Source organism: Lysinibacillus xylanilyticus, assembly GCF_001708185.1.
GTDB classification, from domain to species: Bacteria; Bacillota; Bacilli; order Bacillales_A; family Planococcaceae; genus Lysinibacillus; species Lysinibacillus xylanilyticus_A.
The window spans coordinates 254,470-272,628 of sequence record NZ_MDDN01000002.1 but is presented as its reverse complement, the minus strand read 5'-3'; the positions used below and the strand labels follow the sequence as shown (position 1 = coordinate 272,628).

The following is an 18,159-nucleotide window of genomic DNA, read 5'->3' as shown; positions in this document are numbered from 1 at the left end:
TTTGAAAATTAATAATGAGGGAGGAGATGAACTTATATTTTATTAGGTATGGAGGTAATGGGAGAAATTACGTTTTTAAAAAAAAGCTAATGTCTGAATTCTGAGATGAAGTGGGTGTATAGATGGAAAAAGAACAAGTTGGAACAAAGAAAAGTTGGCTTAAAGTACCTCATACATATACAATAATTTTTGCTATTATTTTTCTCGCAGGTATTGCAAGCTATATCATTCCTGCTGGTGAGTTTGACCGTGTAGAGGATGAAGAAGGACGAATGCTAGTTGTAGATGGTAGTTATCATCATATTGAAAGTGATCCCGTATCATTTTTTGAGATGTTTACAGCCATTCCTATGGGCCTTGAGAAAGGGGCTCAAATCATTTTCTACATTTTTTTAGTTAGTGGAGTGTTTGGTATTATTCGTGCCACTGGTGCAATTGAAGCAGGTGTTTATAAAGGGGTTAAAGCATTAGAGGGGCGAGAAAAATTATTAATACCATTGTCTATGATTCTATTCTCTATTGGTGGATTTACGATGGGGATGGCAGAGGAAACAATCATTTTTGTACCGATTGGTGTAGCTATTGCACGTGCAATGGGATTTGATGCTGTAACGGGGACAGCAATGATCACGCTTGGTGCTGCGAGTGGATTTTTCGGAGGTATGTTAAACCCGTTTACAGTTGGGGTTGCCCAATCTTTAGCTGAGGTACCTTTATTTTCTGGTATTGCTTTCCGTGCGGTAGTGTATATTTTTGTACTAAGTTTTGCAATTTTCTATGTGTCACGCTATGCCTTTAAAGTGAAAAAGGACCCAAAAGCAAGCGTCATTTATGACATTGAACAAAAGGCAAAAACGAATCAGCTGATGGCGGATATACCTACTTTAACAGGTAAACATAAACTAGTTTTTCTTGTTATGGCCTGCGGTATCGGATTTAATATTTATGGTGTTTTCAACTGGGGTTGGTTTTTAACACAACTAACAGCATCCTTTTTAATTATGGGGTTAATTGCTGGTTTAATAGGCGGGTTAAAACCTGGCAACATGTTCGATTCATTTATCGAAGGGGCGAAAGCAGTTACTTTTGGTGCATTAATTGTAGGTTTCGCACGAGCTATTACAGTTGTACTTGAACAAGGGAAAATTATTGATACGATCGTTTATGCTGCATCAGAGACAATTGGTCACTTGCCACATGCGATAAGTGCTATCGGAATGTTATTTATTCAAGCAATTTTAAATTTATTCATTTCATCTGGTAGTGGTCAAGCAGCTGCAACAATGCCAATTATGATTCCAATTACAGATTTATTAGGATTAGAGCGTCAAATTGCTGTACTAGCATTTCAATATGGTGATTCGTTAACGAACTCCATCATTCCTACTTCGTCTGCACTGATGGCATATCTAGCAGTAGCAGGTATACCTTATGAGAAATGGATTAAATTTATTTGGAAGATGATTCTTGGCTGGTTAGTCATCGCATGTATTGCATTAATTGTTGCAGTGGCTATAGGAATTTCTTAATAGATTTTAAGTAAAAAAGCTGCGAAGAAAGTACAATTCTACTTTCCTTTGCAGCTTTTTTAGTGAAAATTTATTGGTTTTCATCAAAGTAATTTAATATCCCTTGATAGATGCCAAGAGTTGCTTGTTCTCGGAATTTTGCTGTTGTTACATTACGTTCCTCACTGGCATTACTTAAATAGCCTAGCTCAATGAGGACAGCTTTTTGACGATTTTCTCGTAGAACTAAATAATTCCCTTGTTGAGTACCGCGATCTTTTAAATCAATTTTACTTGTAAGTCCATCATGGATCGCCTCTGCAAGGTCTTTTTGGTTACTGTTCATATAATATGTGGTGAAGCCATTAATAGAGCTATCTTCCGTTGCATCGTAATGAAGACTGATAAAAGCATCTGCCTCATACTGATGTGCAATTGAAACGCGTTTACGGAGTGCTACATATTCATCGGATTCTCTTGTCATAACAACATTTGCACCAGCTGCACTTAGCTTTGAAGCGAGGAGAGAGGCTGTTTTCAGAGTGATATCTTTCTCATCGGTTCCTCGTTGACCGGTTGTGCCGTGATCATTACCACCGTGTCCAGCATCTACGACAATAGTTAGTCCATTTAAAGTGCCTTCCTTGCGTGGTTTAGAATTTTCCTTTTTTGTAGCAGTAGCAGCTTTGTTCGACGAAGAAGTAGTAACGACCCAGTTCGCCACAAATGCCGTTTTGTCACCTACTTGTATTTCATAAAAGTCATCTTTAGCGCCTACAATAGGGTAAGTTTCACCAGCATCTACACGTTCAACAACATCAGCAGCTGTTGTAGCATCTGTCCGAAGGTTTGTCCCATTATAAATGATTGTGACAGACTCAAGCTCTGAGGAAGAAGCAGCTTGTGATGTCTTTTTTTCTACATTAGAAAAAGTACCATAAAAGCTATAAACCCAGCCTGTTGTTTTATCACTATATTGAATTTGAACCCAGTTATGTTCTTGAACTAGGACCTTAAAGGATTGTCCTTTTGAAACAGTACCTATTTTTTTTGCATTTAAATCTGGTTTTTTACGAACATTCAGTGTATCCACTAAAACTGTAAATGTTGTATCTTTGTTGACTTTTTGTGTAGATACTTCAACTTTAGGTTCATCTTCTTCAGCTTGTTTTTCAGGTAGGTCATTAATCGTAACATAGTCGGTAGATACCCAACCGACTAGCCCATTCCAATCTACTTTCGCCCATTCGCCATTTTTTTCAATAAGATTTGCTTGTTCACCTGTTGATAATTGTCCAAGAACTGCTGCAGAAATATCAGGCTCAGTACGGATATTGAGACGATCGACCTGTGAAATCACGGTTTGATCAATCGTTTGTTTAGCGTTTGTTGGAGCTGTTAGCCAGGATGCTACCCAACCTTCGTAATTACCTGCTTTTACTTGAATCCAATCGCCTTCACGACCAATAGAAGTTAACGGATCACCCTCTTCTAAAGTGGTAATTATTGGATAAGACAGTCCAGGTCCCTCACGTAAATGAAGAATCGTTCCAGTTACTTTTAAATCACTGGTGTCGGCTAGTGCACTTTGAACATTGTTCATACTTGGAATCGCAATTGTTAACACTAGTACAAAGATGATTATAATATGTAAAAGTTTTGTCCTCATCAGATTCCTCCTATTCCTTGTGCTATTTTACCATGCTTTTGTAATAGAATTCGTGGGAAAAAGGTAATGGAAATTGTAATTTTATCGACTGTATTGTAAAAAACACAAAAACAGTTGACATTACCTTTCGTTGTGACTAACATAAAGGGTAATCAAAAAATGATTAACCGCTTATGACCAAGCAAGTAGCGTATACCTCTATTGGAGAAGAGAGGGAAAGACCTAGGCTGCAATCTTTCCTACAAAAATGTATAACGTGAATAACACTTGAGAGGCTTTTTTCTGAAAGGTAAGCTTAGTAGGAAAAAACGGAATCGGCCGTTATCCGATTAGGAGGAGGACGCATGTATTTGATGCGTCAACTAGGGTGGAACCGCGGAAGCTTATACAGCTCTCGTCCCTTGCAATATGCAAGGTGGCGAGAGCTTTTTTATTGGACAAATTTAAGCAGATTCTTGTTCAAAATTGAGGTGTGTCCGTTTAAGCTGAAAAGGAAAATCCAAAAGCTCATTCATAAGCAATCTATAAAGGAGGTATTTAGATGAGTTTTAAAGTGCCACGAGGAACACAAGATATTTTGCCTGGTCAATCAGAAAAATGGCAGAAGGTAGAAGCAATCATCCGAGATATTTGTCGTGTATATCGCTACAACGAAATTCGTACACCGATTTTTGAGCAAACAGATTTATTTGCGCGTGGTGTTGGTGAAACAACAGATGTTGTTCAAAAAGAAATGTATACATTTGAGGATCGTGGTGGCCGTTCGTTAACATTACGTCCGGAGAATACAGCTGGTGTAGTTCGTGCTTATGTTGAGCACAAAATGTTCGGTGCACCTGATCAGCCTGTAAAGCTATCGTATTTAGGACCAATGTTCCGTTATGAACGTCAACAAGCTGGCCGCTACCGTCAATTTGTTCAATTTGGTGTAGAAGCGATTGGTTCAGCGGATCCAGCTATTGATGCTGAAGTAATTGCACTAGCAATGGATGTCTATGAATCAGCTGGTTTAAAGGATTTAAAATTAGTCATTAATTCACTAGGTGACAAAGAAACACGCGATACACACCGTACAGCACTACTAAAACATTTCGAACCACATATTCATGAGTTTTGTTCAGATTGTCAAAATCGTTTGCAAAAAAATCCACTGCGCATTTTAGACTGTAAGGTAGATCGCGAACATCCATTAATGAAATCCGCACCTGCGTTAACTGATTTCCTAACAGAGGAGTCAGCGGCATATTTTGCTCAAGTTAAAACGTATTTAGATACATTAGGAATTACGTATGAGGTCGATCCAAATCTTGTGAGAGGTCTTGATTATTACAATCATACGACTTTTGAAATTATGTCAACGGCTTCTGGCTTCGGAGCAATTACAACGCTTTGTGGTGGTGGTCGTTATAATGGTCTTGTTCAAGAAATCGGCGGTCCAGATGTACCAGGAATCGGTTTTGCATTAAGTATTGAGCGTTTGTTACTTGCACTTGAAGCTGAGGGTGTTGAATTAGACACTGCATCAGGACTCGATGTTTATATGATTGCTATGGGCGATGAAGCGAAGCTAAAGACAGTAGAATTAACAAGTACCTTCCGTGCAAAGGGCATTTCTGCAGAGATGGATTATTTAGATCGCAAAATGAAAGCTCAAATGAAATCTGCAGACCGTTTAGGTGCAAAATATACGATTGTTTTAGGTGAAACAGAGCTTGAAGAGCAAGCGGCTACTGTTAAACATATGGAAACAGGCGAACAACAAAAAGTCGCATTCTCAGAATTAGTGAACTACCTGTTAAAATAATAAACGGACACAAGCATCAATCGTTTATATCAATACAGGATTATCTGTCCAAATGATTCAATTATCTACGTCATTTTGGACAGATAATTCAGCTAACAATGAACTGCTAATTTTCCTTGGCATCAATTTACTACGCTAAGTAGGAACTGTATGCTACATAAGTAAAATAAATGGTCTAACACCAAAAAGTTAGGGATGACATTTTGTAAAAACGTATGTCATGTGGATAAGTTATGGTGATTAGCCAAATAAATTTTGGAGGAATCAATAAATGGCAACAAGAACACATGCTAGTAACGAGCTTTCAGAAACGTTACAAGGCGAAAAAGTCGTATTAAAAGGTTGGGTACAACGTCGCCGTGACTTAGGTGGGTTAATTTTCATTGATTTACGTGACCGTACTGGAATCACACAGGTCGTTTTTAGTCCTGACGTAGCAGAAGCACATGCTTTAGCTGATAAAGTACGTAGTGAATACGTAATTGAAGTGGAAGGGACAGTTATCCTTCGCTCAGAAGATCAAATTAACCCAAAAGTACCTAACGGTAAAATTGAGGTAGAAGCAACAAAATTAATCGTTATTAATACGGCAAAAACAACACCGTTCCAAATCGAAGATCGCACGGACGTATCCGAAGATTTACGTTTAAAATATCGTTATCTTGACCTACGTCGTCCTGTTATGTTTGATACATTTAAAATGCGTTCAGACGTTACTCGTACAATTCGCAACTTCTTACAAAACGAAGGTTTCTTAGAAGTTGAGACGCCAATTTTAACAAAATCAACTCCAGAAGGTGCTCGTGACTATTTAGTACCATCACGTGTTCATGAAGGTGAATTTTACGCACTACCACAATCGCCACAGCTATTTAAGCAATTATTAATGGTGTCTGGTTTTGAAAAATACTTCCAAATCGCACGTTGCTTCCGAGATGAAGACTTACGAGCTGACCGTCAGCCAGAGTTTACACAAGTTGATATTGAAACGAGCTTCTTCACACAAGAAGAAGTTTTAGAAATGAACGAACGCTTAATTCAAGCTGTTATGAAAGAAGTAAAAGGTATCGATATCCCTGCTCCATTCCAACGAATGAAATATCAGGAAGCGATGGATCGTTACGGCTCAGATAAACCTGACGTACGTTTCGGTTTAGAGCTAATCGCATTAAACGATATTTTTGATGGCTGCGATTTCAAAGTATTTGCTGATACAGTTGCACAAGGTAAGCAAGTGAAAAGTATCAACATTAAAGGTGCCGCAGATAAATACTCTCGTAAAGACATGGACGAACTAACAAAATTCGTTGGTATTTACGGAGCAAAAGGTCTTGCTTGGTTAAAAGTAACTGAAGAAGGCTTGAACGGTCCGATTGCAAAATTCTTTGACGACGCATTAGCTGCGGCATTAATCGAACGTATGAAAGCTGAAGTGGGCGATATTTTAGTATTCGTAGCTGATAAAGCGCCAGTGGTAGCAGCATCTCTAGGTGCACTTCGTACGAAATTAGGACAAGAATTAGGCTTAATCGACGAATCACAATTTGCATTCTTATGGATTACGGATTGGCCATTGTTTGAGTACTCTGAGGAAGATGGCCGTTATTATGCAGCACATCACCCATTCACACGTCCTTTTGATGAAGATATTCAGTTAATGGATACTGATCCTGCAGCAGTCCGTGCACAAGCTTACGATATCGTATTAAACGGCTATGAGCTTGGTGGAGGTTCATTACGTATTTATGAGCGCGATTTACAAGAAAAAATGTTTAAATTACTTGGCTTCACAGAAGAAGAAGCTAAGGAACAATTTGGTTTCTTATTAGAAGCATTTGAATATGGTGTGCCACCACATGGAGGTCTTGCATTTGGTCTTGACCGCTTCGTAATGCTACTTGCTGGTCGCACTAACTTACGTGACACAATTGCCTTTCCAAAAACAGCTAGTGCTAGCTGCTTAATGACAGAGGCACCGAGTGGAGTATCTCCTGATCAATTGAGCGAGTTAAGTCTAGCAATCAAACCATTCAGAAAATAATTAGTATTTCTAAATACCTGGATTCTCTAGCAAAAACTGTTGGGAATCTAGGTATTTTTTGCGTATTTGAAAAAAATAGATATTTTAAAAGAAAATAGTTTGAATTATCAGAAATGTCGTGTTATTATAACATTAATACGAATCCTGAAGTGTTCGTTTAACTGCTAGCTCTACTTAACAGTTTTGACCGAACACTATAGAATCGGGAGCCTTCATTTTGTAGTCGCAAACAAGCCCCATGCGGAGCGGGACGTTTAAAACTGCAAAGCAGGCACCCCCCTGCAAATTGCGGGTTCAAAACGAATGTTTCTTGGCATTACGGCACATTCGGGATTCGTCCATACATAAAGATTAAAAGGAGCGTTTAACCGCTCCTTTTTCGCGTTTGATTTTAAAGACATTAGCTAGGGAAAAGCGATGGATAGAAGAGCTGAAACGATGGTTAGGACAATCAAAGTGACGGTAGAATGTCATAGTGTTGAAGAAAAATTTTGAAAATATAAAAAAATGCTTTTTATTTTTCGAAAAGCATCATATAATTGGTATAGACAACTATACCTAATTGATTGGTAACTTGTTAACTTATGCAAAGCTCCTCAAAAATGAATAGGGGGTGATATTTTGAAGAATACGCTTTTAATTTCCAATGTTATGATCGTCAATCATGATAAAACGCCGTCTAAGGGTGACTTATTCATTGAAAATGGTAGGATTATGAAAATAGGTTATGATTTATCTGATATGGCTGAGCATTATATAGATGGCAAAGATAAAAATTGGTTACTGCTACCTGGTTATATTGATATGCACATTCATGGCTCTGCTGGTCATGATACGATGGATGCTACGCAATTAGCTTTACATCAAATGGCACGCTCTTTAGTACAAGAAGGCGTTACAGGCTTCCTCGCTACTACCATGACGCAATCTATAGAAGCAATTGAAAGCGCTCTAACTAATGTTGCACAATTTGAAAATAGTGATGATGAGGCAAGCTTATTAGGTATACATGTAGAGGGGCCATATATATCGAAAAAACGGGTAGGTGCTCAGCCAATAGAATACATTATTTTACCGTCTATTAAGCAATTTGTATCCTGGCAGAAAATAAGTAAGCATCGCATTAAACAAGTAACAATTGCACCAGAGGTTGAGGGAGGCTTTACGTTTATTGAAGCATTAAAGGATTTAAATGTTATTGCTTCTATTGGCCATTCTGACGCAACAATTGAGGAGGTAGATAGCTCAGTAGCATTGGGAGTAAGGCAGGCTACCCATTTATATAACCAAATGAGCCCTTTCCATCATCGCAATCCGGGTGTCGTCGGTGCAGTGTTTTTAGAGGATAAGGTGAAGGTTGAAATTATCGCAGATTTCGTGCATAACCATCCTCAAGCCGTCAATCTTGCGTATCGAATTAAAGGTGCAAAGGGCATTATTTTAATTACCGATGCGATGCGGGCAAAAGGATTACAATATGGTGATTATGATTTAGGTGGTCAAACCGTTCATGTTTCTAAGGATGGAGCTTATTTATCTAATGGAGCTTTAGCTGGTAGTGTGTTAACGATGGAACAGGCAGTAAAAAATATAAAGGCAATCACCAATTGCTCATTGCAGGAAATTGTCGCAATGTCCTCTACGAATGCTGCTGAGCAATTACAGCTTACAACTAAAGGTCGTATTGCAAAAGGCTACGATGCAGATTTTGTGATACTTGATGAAAATTTGAATGTACAAAAAACGATTTGTCGGGGTAAAGTTGTATATGAGAAATGAAAGTAAAGAGGCGATAAGGATGGTGCAAGACTTGTTAGATAAAAATTCTCATATACCAATCTATATACAAATAGAAGAGATCATTAAACATCGTATTTTTTTAGAAGAATACAAAGTTGGTGAAAATATACCTTCTGAGCGAGAGCTTTCTATACAGTTTGATGTTAGTAGAATGACTGTTCGTCAATCGATCACAAATTTAGTCAATAGCGGATTACTATATCGTGAAAAAGGGCGAGGCACATATGTAGCTAATCCAAAATTAGAGCAACCACTAAAAGGATTAACAAGTTTCACAGAGGATATGCGAGCTAGAGGGATGGAACCGAGCAGTAAAGTTCTGCGCTTTGAGAAAATCGTACCACCTGTCGATGTTGCAGGAGATTTAATGTTAGAGCCGGGCGAAGAGGTATTTTTTGTTGTACGAATTCGTAATGCAGATGCCAAACCAATGGCAATTGAAAGAACATATATTCCAGTAAAAATATATCCTGAATTAGATGAAAAGAAGATAATCGGATCATTATATGCTTTAATCGAAGCAAAATCCCATCAAAAAATTGGAAATGCTATTCAGCAAATGGAGGCAGCAATTGTTTCAAAAGAAGATAGTAAATTTTTGCAAATTAATCATGCTGCACCAGTGTTAATTATTAAACGTACTAGTTACTTATCAGATGGAGTCCCATTTGAGCTTGTACGAAGTACTTATCGAGCTGATCGATACAAATTCATTAGTGAAATTAAAAGGTGATCTTATGGATGCTTATTTTATAGAAATTCAAAAGCTAATGCAGGTCGTGAAGGAGCAAGAATATGCTCAAATAAAAGGAGCTGCTCAAGTAATTGTACAACGGCTTCAACGAGGAGGGATTGTCCAATTATTTGGTTGTGGTCATTCCCAACTTTTAGCACAGGATGCATTTTATCGTGCTGGAGGGCTTGTACCTGTACGTCCTATAATTATTGAACCTTTGACATTACATGCAGGAGCAATGACATCGTCTAAAAACGAGAAGGACCCGACGATAATTGAACAGTATAAAGATCAATTTGATTTTCGTGAAAATGATGTATGCATTGTTATTTCAACATCTGGTAGGAATCAAGCCCCTATAGATGTAGCATTTTTAGCGAAAGAATCAAGGGTATTTGTAATGTCTTTACAATCTCTTGCTTATTGTGAACAGCCGACACGCCATCGAAGTGGACAGCGCTTAGAGAATATAGTGGATTTAGTTATTAATACCCATATACCAGTAGGGGATGGTTTGCTATATCACAATAAAATACAGTATGCACCTGCCTCTACAGTTATAGGTTCAATTATTTTAAATGCATTATTCAGTGAAATCATTAAGATCATGGCAATATCTGTTGAAGCATTACCTGTTTTTAAAAGTAATAACGTTGACTCAGATTTATCTCATAATGAGGCTATGATTGCCTATTATCAACATCGTATTAACTTTAAATGACAAGCGGAGGGATAGCGATGAAGAAAATGTTTAAAATAACAACGCCAGAAGGACTACATGCTCGACCAATAGCGTTACTTGTAACTGCTGTAACACCATTTGAGTGTGCCGTTCAGTTAACCTATAAAGAGAAATCGGTCAATTTAAAATCAATAATGGGGGTTATGGCACAAGGAGTTGCACCAGGAAGTATTGTAGAAATTTCAGCAGAGGGACCTGATGCTGAGAAGCTTTTCCAAACAGTAACAGAAGTAATTGTTTCTAAAGGGATTGGTGAAGAATGCTAGAAATACAAGGAATTGCAGTGTCTCAGGGCATTGCCTTTGCAAATGCGTATTGTTTAAAGGAAACTGATCTATCTTATGAAGAAACACAGGTTGCTGATGTAGATGCTGAGCTAGAAAGATTCAATGTAGCAGTTATGAAAACGAAAGCAGAACTTCAAGAAATCTATGAAATAGCTCAGGAGAAATTTGGTGCAGAAAAGGCGGATATATTTGCGGCACACCTATTAGTACTAGAAGATCCTGAAATGCTAGTAGCTATTGAAGCTAAAATTCGAACTGGGGTGAATGCAGAATTTGCATTAGATGAAGTATCAAATATGTTCATAGCTATGTTTGAGGGGCTAGACAATGTCTATATGCAGGAGCGAGTTGCCGATATTCGAGATGTGTCTAAACGAGTATTAGCCAATTTATTGGGGGTTGAAATGGTGGATATGAATCGTGTAGCCTCTGATGTTATTATCGTCGCTAAAGATTTATCGCCGTCCATGACTGCAATGCTAGATACAAAATATGTAAAGGGGTTTATAACGGATATTGGTGGCAAAACATCCCATTCTGCTATTCTCGCACGAACATTAGAGATTCCAGCAGTAGTAGGGACGAAAAATGCCACGCAAGATATCCAACACGGAGCACCAATTATTATAGATGGAACAAATGGCAAGATTATTGTCAACGCTACATCTGAAGTATCTAGATTTTATTTGCAACAACAACGTTTACACATTGAAGAGCACGAAGAACTTTTCCGATATCGTACTTTGCCAAGTTTGAGTGCGGATGGATTTTCTGTAGAAATAGCTGGAAATATAGGAAAGCCTGAAGATGTGGGAAATGTTATAAATGCTGGTGGTGATGGTATTGGCCTTTTTCGTACGGAATTTATATATATGGAACGTCAGGAGCTACCTACAGAGGAGGAGCAGTTTCAAGCATATAAAAGTGTACTTGAGAAAATGCAGGGCAAGCCAACGATTGTGCGAACATTAGATATTGGTGGTGATAAGCATCTTCCGTATATGAAGCTTGCTGCTGAAATGAACCCTTTTCTTGGCTATCGAGCGATTCGAATCAGTATAACACAACAAGAAATGTTTCGTGTACAGCTTCGCGCATTGCTAAGAGCAAGCGCTTACGGCAATTTAAAAATTATGTTTCCGATGATTGCTACATTGGATGAATTTAAAATGGCGAAGGCAATTTTATTGGAGGAAAAGCAAAATTTAGAAATCGGTGGTTGTCCTGTATCTGAAACGATAGAAGTAGGGATGATGATTGAAATTCCGTCGGCCGCTATCATTGCAGATTTATTTGCAAAGGAAGTAGATTTTTTTTCAATTGGTACAAATGATTTAATCCAATACACGTTGGCGGCAGATCGCATGAACGAAAATGTTTCTTATTTATATCAACCATACCATCCTGCTGTCTTAAGACTTATAAAAAATGTCATTGATGCGGCACATCATCAAGGAAAATGGGTAGGTATGTGTGGTGAAATGGCAGCAGATGAAATAGCATTACCGATTTTACTTGGATTTGGATTAAATGAATTTTCCATGAGTGCTTCTTCGATTTTAAAAGCTCGTGCACACATCGCTAAGCTTTCGAAACAGCAGTTAATGACGCATAATGAACGCATTTTATTGCTATCCACATCTGCTGAGGTTGAGGAGTATGTCAAAAAGAATCTATTAAGCTAATCTTAAATTTTAGAATATTCAGTGCAAAGAGGGTGATCTGTAATGGAAATAAAGATAGTTCCACCGAAAGATTATCTACAGGTACATCAATTAAGAGATTATTGTTTTCCTAATAAGTATACGGGTGCACGGCGCGATGATTTTCATTATTGGGTTGAGCATAGTACGACATTAGGTGCTTACGATGAACATAAAGTAGTCGGTCAGCTATTAATATTGCCACTTAATATGACAGTCCATGGTGAAAAATATGATATGGGTGGAATTGGCTTTGTTGCAACTTATCCTGAGTATCGGCAGCAGGGGATTATCAAGAGGCTTATGATAGAGGCACTTAAGAAAATGCGAGAAAATGGGCAAAGCGTTTCTGTGTTAGCACCATTTTCTGTATCCTTTTATCGTTACTTTGGCTGGGAATTGTTCTTTGAGAAGCTACATTACACCATTCCGCAAACGATGTTTCCTTCTTTCGGAAAGCGATTGGATATAGTAAAACGAATGAGCTTTGAATGGCCAGATTCTATTCTTTTTCAGGTGATTAAGGATTTTCATAATGCGCAAGCGCTCATTAATAATGGTAGTATGCTACGAGATGATGCTTGGTGGAAAAGAATCGAGAGAAGGGCGCCTGAAAGTCATTTTGCAGCATATTTTAAGTCTGATAAAATTGCAGGCTATATTCGTTATAGTATTCAGGATGGAACGTTTGAGATTCATGATTTTATAGCGCAGGATTTACAAGCAGAACAAGCGATTTGGCGTTTTATAACGTCACATGCGGCGAGTGTAAGTAGCATTAAAGGAGTTACTTCGAACGACCATCAATTTGGCTTCTATTTTAAAGAACCGCAGTTTACAAAGAAGGTCGTTCAGGATGTGATGATAAGAGTAGTAGATGCTTTACGGTTTATGCAACATTATCTTTGGGGAGATATTCAAGAGCCATTGTATATTCGAATTGAAGATGCGCTTTGTAGTTGGAATGATCACGTATATCAAATAAATAAAAGTGGAGATGTCTCGATAATGGAGACAAATTTTATCCCGGAGATGCATTTGTTAGTATTACCGATTAATCTTTTTTCAGCGATGATGGTTGGCTACCTTTCTGTGAAGGATGCAGTCTTGTATGCAAATATAGAACTGGCTGAAGAGGTTATTAATCGTTGGCAATTGGCATTACCTTCGAATAAGCCAACCTTCTATGAATATTTTTAGGCTTGTAAACAATTGTATGTCGATAGGTAGGTTTAGCAACTAAAATTTTTTTGAATTTTTTTCTGGACTATACCAGTTGGGTGAATCCTTTTAATAGTCTGTGGTAAAGATATAGCCCAATTTTGAAAACCTTTCTGAAGAGGGAAATGGTGTAAAATATGTATTGTGGTATATACCAATAGGTGCTATTCTCAAAATAAGAAAGCGGTTTCAAAGTTAGGGGAAATACAAAATTAAAGTTTACTTGTAAGACGAAATTAATCATGAGGAGTGTTTTGATGAAAAATATTATGCTTGTGTGTGTAGCTGGAATGAGTACTAGTTTATTAGTGTCTAAAATGCAAAAAGTGGCACAGGAACAAAACATTGAGGCAGATATTTATGCGATTGCTGAAAGTGAGGTTGACAAAGTATTAACTACTAAAATGGCAGATGTGCTGCTATTGGGTCCTCAAGTCCGTTATTTAAAGGGGACATTTGAAACAAAATACAAGGAAATGAATTTCCGAATTGATGTTATTAATATGGCGGATTACGGCATGATGAATGGCGAAAATGTCTTAAAGCAGGCACTAAAGTTGATTGATTAAGGGGGGAAGGAAATGGAGGAAACAGTTTTAATGGAATCCATTATGGGATTGATTGTGCATAGTGGTAATACGAAAAGTGAGTGTATGGAGGCTATCCAGCTAGCAAAAAAGGGGCAGATTCAGCAGGCAAAGGAAAAAATACAATTAGCCAATGATGCATTGATTAAAGCACATCATTCTCAGACGGCTTTACTGTCACAAGAGGCAAGGGGAGAAAAAGTAGAAGTGTCGATGCTGTTAATTCACGCGCAGGATCATTTAATGAATGCCATTACCTTTCGCGATTTGGCAACGGAAATGATTGAATTGTATGAGCGAATCAATGGGGAGTAGCATCAAGCTTTGATGTCACATTAAAAAATAAAGGGAGTGTGTGAAATGTTCCGTTTTTTAGAAGAAAAATTTGTACCGGTTGCTGCTAGAGTAGGGAATCAGCGTCATTTAGTTGCCATTCGAGATGGTTTTATTACGATCATGCCATTAACAATTGTTGGATCTCTTGCGGTTCTTGTAAATAATTTACCTATCAAATTTTATCAAAATGCACTCGATGCCATCTGGAAACATGAAACTTGGACACAGTGGGGCGGGAATATTTGGAACTCGACATTCGGAATCCTCTCGCTGTTATTAGCTTTTTCCATTGCTTACAATCTTGCAAAAAGCTATGACAAGGATGGACTTTCAGCCGGTGTAATCAGCCTTTCGAGTTATTTGACGTTTGGTACTTTTGGAGAAGGTGGATTAACAGGATTAACAACAGGTACAGGTGGTATATTTATAGCCATTATTATTGCTTTGCTCTCAACTGAATTATTTTGTAAATTGACTGGCAACCCTAAGCTGCTAATTAAAATGCCGAATGGAGTACCACCGGCTGTTTCAAAATCTTTCGCCGCATTATTACCTGCTATTATTACAATTGGTTTATTTGCTCTAATTCGTACAATTATTTCGGCAGGTTTTGATATTCCTGACATTGTCGGTTCATTCTACTCAGCCATCCAAGAGCCGTTTATGGGCTTAACAAATTCATGGATTGCGGCTTTACTTTTAGCATTCATTCCTACGTTTTTATGGACATTAGGTGTTCATGGTGCCAACATTATTGAACCATTTATGCAAACGATAAATTTACCAGCTATAGAAGCGAATGTAAAAGCGATTTCATCTGGTGAAATAGCGCCATACATCGTAAATAAACCATTCTTTGATGCTTTTATTAATATGGGTGGTTCCGGTACGACAATAGCACTTATTATTGCCATTTTCATTTTCGCTAGAAAGAATAAGCAATATAATACCGTCGGAAAATTGTCGGCTGCACCAGGGCTTTTCAATATTAATGAACCATTACTTTTCGGTCTTCCAATCGTGTTAAATCCAGTGTTATTTGTACCGTTTATTTTGACACCAATGGTTAACGTAACTATTGCTTTCTTTGCAACGAAGTGGGGCTTTGTGCCAGCAGCTACAGTTTCACCGCCATGGACAACGCCACCGATTATTAATGGGTTCTTAGCAACGCAATCTTGGCAAGGCGCTGTACTTAGTATTGTCTTACTAATAGTTGCTGTGTGTATTTATTTACCGTTCGTTTCGATGGCAAACCGTATGGCAAAGCAGAATGAACAGCAAGTTGCTGACTCAGAAACTCACAACGAACAGCACGTAGTACAATCAGAAGGTCAAAAAGTAGAGGTGTAATTGTAAACTAAACGGAGGTCTTTGAATTGAGAAGATTAGGGATTTCACTATATCCTCAGCACAGTACATTAGAAGATATGAAGCGGTACGTTCAGCTCGCTCATGACAATGGTTTTGATCGAATATTTACATGTCTTATGTCGTTAAATAACGATCAGGAAAGACAAAAATTACAGCAAATCAATAAATTTGCGCAGCAGCTTGGCTTTGAAATTTCTGCTGATATTGCACCAGCCGTCTTTGAAGATTTAGGCTTAACCTATAAAGATATTGGTTACTTTAAGGAGCATTATCATTTAGCTGCATTGCGCTTAGACATGGGTTTCACTGGCCAGGAAGAAGCGTTTATGTCTCTCGATGCAAGTAATTTAAAAATAGAATTAAATATTAGTAACGGCACGAAATATGTAGAAACTATATTATCCTATCAACCGAATAAAGATAATATTATTGGCTGCCATAATTTTTATCCGAGACGTTTTACAGGTCTTTCACGTCAACATTTTTTACAATCATCTCAACAATTTAAAGCGAATCATATTCGAACAGCAGCTATGATTTCATCGCAGCATGCTCAGTTTGGACCTTGGGAGGAAACTGAGCATGGCTTGCCAACATTAGAAGAGCATCGTCATTTGCCAATTACTGTGCAAGCAAAGGATTTATGGCACACTGGTTTAATAGATGATTGTATTATTGGCAATATGTATGCTTCTGATGAAGAAATACGTGCATTAGGCCAATTAAATCGCCATAAGCTAGAGCTGAAGGTTGAACAGTCTGTTGAAATGTCTATTTTAGAAGAAGCGATACTTTTTAAAGAGCCACATTTTAATCGTGGAGATGTTTCGGAGTATGTGATCCGTAGTACTCAATCTCGTGTTAAATATAAAAATGGTGACTTCCCTGCACATGATAATCATCCATTAACATTTGGGGATGTGACAATCGATAATAATTTAGATGTACGTTATAAGGGTGAGCTCCAAATTGTTTTAAAGGAAATGCCAAATGCCGGATCAACAAATGTTGTGGCAAGAGTTGTAGAAGAAGAGCAATTTTTATTAGCACATATTCAGCCTTGGGCATCATTTGGCTTTACGAAATGATTACAGAAGAAGGGATTAAGCCATTAGTTGAAAGTGCTTAATCCCTTGTAATCGCTGATCCCTAAGGAGTCGCCCAGCCTCCACTCCAATCAACTTATTTGCATAGTAGACGTTTTAACAAAAGTCATCCACAACTTTTGATGATGAACCTTTTTAATCTTGATTTACCAATGTTTTCTGTAGTAACAACTACAAATAAGACAGGGGGAAATGGATTGAAAAGAAAGGAGCAAAGAGATATGTATGTATTAGCGATTGACGGCGGTGGAACGAAAACGTCAGCAGTGATTTGTGATGAACAGGGCAATATTTATGCCAAAGTAGTAACGACCCGGAGTAACCCAACAGCTATGGGTATTCAATATTTTAAGTTAACGATTCATGATATACTACAAAATTTGCAACAGCAAAATCCGCAAGTATTTGCAACCATAGATAGTTGTTTTGCTGGAATGGCTGGAGTTAAAGAGCTACAAGCAGAAGAAGTTGTAGAATCGATAGTACGTCAATATGTTCCTAATACAGCACATGTGATTGTTGATAATGATGCTCTAATTGCACTTTATGCAGGCACACTTGGGCAGGCAGGTATTGTGCAAATTGCAGGGACAGGCGCTATTACAATGGGCTACGATCGTGAGCAACATTTTCATAGAGTAGGTGGCTGGGGTTATCTTTTTGATGATGAGGGCAGTGGCTATGATTTAGGTATTCAAGGGCTGAAGGCTATTTTTCAAAGCTATGATGGGCGAGGTGCCCCAACAGCATTGACAGATGTAGTATTACGTTATTTTTCTGTAAAAAATGTACCACAATTAATAGAGTGTATTTATGGAGAAGAGCATCCTCGGACAGTGATTGCACCGTTAAGTAAATATGTTTTTGACATGGCGGAAAAAGGAGATCAGATTGCTATCCAGATCATTGAAGACGCATGCAAGAAACATTATGTGGCGATTAAAGCATGTTACTCTCAAATGACTTGGGAGAAAGGGAACGTACCTGTCGTATTGGTGGGTGGCATTTTTAATAATGAAGCTTTCATTACACCTAAATTACAGCAACTCGCAAAAGCTGATGAGCTGCCAATGCAATTTATGACACCGGTTTTACAACCAATCGGCGGGGCAGTAATTGCTGCTTTTAAGCAAGTAGATGTTCAACTTGCTTCAGAGTTTGTAGAGGATTTTAAGAGAAATTATGAACGGTGGGAATAACGAATGCTATTTGAAATATAGCAACCTAGACCAAGAATCCATTTTG

The 18,159-nt window shown here is 38.0% G+C and carries 15 protein-coding genes, 1 other RNA gene and 1 other annotated feature; of the genes, 15 read left to right on the top strand and 1 reads right to left on the bottom strand.

Going from position 1 to position 18,159, the window contains the following annotated elements:
* Positions 1 to 122 precede the first annotated feature (122 nt).
* Entirely contained in the window at positions 123 to 1,529 is a 1,407-nt protein-coding gene (locus BFJ97_RS05990; protein WP_068983732.1) for a YfcC family protein, read from the top strand.
* 70 nt (positions 1,530 to 1,599) lie between these two features.
* Here BFJ97_RS05990 and BFJ97_RS05985 read toward each other — a convergent pair whose 3' ends face one another.
* Positions 1,600 to 3,177: an N-acetylmuramoyl-L-alanine amidase gene (locus tag BFJ97_RS05985; protein ID WP_068983731.1), complete on the bottom strand. Its 1,578-nt coding sequence runs from the start codon at positions 3,175 to 3,177 to the stop codon at positions 1,600 to 1,602.
* 164 nt (positions 3,178 to 3,341) lie between these two features.
* Positions 3,342 to 3,582: a binding site (T-box leader), on the top strand.
* Positions 3,583 to 3,718: 136 nt separating this feature from the next.
* On the opposite strand from BFJ97_RS05985, the gene hisS reads away from it, so the two are divergent.
* The 14 genes from hisS (at position 3,719) to BFJ97_RS05910 (ending at position 18,113) form a co-directional block, all read left to right on the top strand.
* Positions 3,719 to 4,981: a histidine--tRNA ligase gene (gene hisS, locus BFJ97_RS05975; RefSeq protein WP_068983729.1), complete on the top strand. Its 1,263-nt coding sequence runs from the start codon at positions 3,719 to 3,721 to the stop codon at positions 4,979 to 4,981.
* Between the two features lie 271 nt (positions 4,982 to 5,252).
* Positions 5,253 to 7,022, top strand: coding sequence for an aspartate--tRNA ligase (aspS, locus tag BFJ97_RS05970; protein ID WP_068983728.1), 1,770 nt, complete (start codon positions 5,253 to 5,255; stop codon positions 7,020 to 7,022).
* A 138-nt stretch (positions 7,023 to 7,160) separates the two neighbouring features.
* A non-coding RNA gene (ssrS, locus tag BFJ97_RS05965) (6S RNA) lies at positions 7,161 to 7,360 on the top strand.
* Positions 7,361 to 7,643: 283 nt separating this feature from the next.
* Complete coding sequence (gene nagA, locus BFJ97_RS05960) at positions 7,644 to 8,801, top strand: N-acetylglucosamine-6-phosphate deacetylase (RefSeq protein WP_083226926.1); 1,158 nt, start codon at positions 7,644 to 7,646, stop codon at positions 8,799 to 8,801.
* Positions 8,802 to 8,832: 31 nt separating this feature from the next.
* Positions 8,833 to 9,555 (top strand): GntR family transcriptional regulator, encoded by a 723-nt coding sequence (locus BFJ97_RS05955; RefSeq protein WP_068984069.1) that lies wholly within the window; start codon positions 8,833 to 8,835, stop codon positions 9,553 to 9,555.
* A 4-nt stretch (positions 9,556 to 9,559) separates the two neighbouring features.
* On the top strand, positions 9,560 to 10,279 hold the full coding sequence (locus BFJ97_RS05950) for a sugar isomerase domain-containing protein (protein WP_068984070.1): 720 nt from the start codon (positions 9,560 to 9,562) through the stop codon (positions 10,277 to 10,279).
* 17 nt (positions 10,280 to 10,296) lie between these two features.
* Positions 10,297 to 10,566 carry an HPr family phosphocarrier protein gene (locus tag BFJ97_RS05945; protein WP_068983727.1) on the top strand — a complete coding sequence of 90 codons (270 nt, stop codon included), beginning with the start codon at positions 10,297 to 10,299 and terminating at the stop codon, positions 10,564 to 10,566.
* On the top strand, positions 10,560 to 12,272 hold the full coding sequence (ptsP, locus tag BFJ97_RS05940; RefSeq protein WP_068983726.1) for a phosphoenolpyruvate--protein phosphotransferase: 1,713 nt from the start codon (positions 10,560 to 10,562) through the stop codon (positions 12,270 to 12,272). The genes BFJ97_RS05945 and ptsP overlap by 7 nt, the downstream gene beginning before the upstream one ends.
* A gap of 42 nt (positions 12,273 to 12,314) precedes the next feature.
* The gene (locus BFJ97_RS05935) at positions 12,315 to 13,490 is read left to right on the top strand and encodes a GNAT family N-acetyltransferase (protein WP_068983725.1); all 1,176 of its coding nucleotides are present in this window, start codon (positions 12,315 to 12,317) and stop codon (positions 13,488 to 13,490) included.
* A gap of 278 nt (positions 13,491 to 13,768) precedes the next feature.
* Positions 13,769 to 14,080, top strand: coding sequence for a PTS sugar transporter subunit IIB (locus tag BFJ97_RS05930; protein ID WP_068983724.1), 312 nt, complete (start codon positions 13,769 to 13,771; stop codon positions 14,078 to 14,080).
* A 12-nt stretch (positions 14,081 to 14,092) separates the two neighbouring features.
* Positions 14,093 to 14,413 carry a PTS lactose/cellobiose transporter subunit IIA gene (locus BFJ97_RS05925; protein WP_068983723.1) on the top strand — a complete coding sequence of 107 codons (321 nt, stop codon included), beginning with the start codon at positions 14,093 to 14,095 and terminating at the stop codon, positions 14,411 to 14,413.
* 45 nt (positions 14,414 to 14,458) lie between these two features.
* Entirely contained in the window at positions 14,459 to 15,787 is a 1,329-nt protein-coding gene (locus BFJ97_RS05920) for a PTS sugar transporter subunit IIC (protein WP_068983722.1), read from the top strand.
* Positions 15,788 to 15,813: 26 nt separating this feature from the next.
* A complete protein-coding gene (locus tag BFJ97_RS05915; protein ID WP_068983721.1) occupies positions 15,814 to 16,896 on the top strand; it encodes a DUF871 domain-containing protein in 1,083 nt (360 codons plus the stop codon).
* A 215-nt stretch (positions 16,897 to 17,111) separates the two neighbouring features.
* Complete coding sequence (locus BFJ97_RS05910; RefSeq protein ID WP_254660123.1) at positions 17,112 to 18,113, top strand: N-acetylglucosamine kinase; 1,002 nt, start codon at positions 17,112 to 17,114, stop codon at positions 18,111 to 18,113.
* Positions 18,114 to 18,159 lie beyond the last annotated feature (46 nt).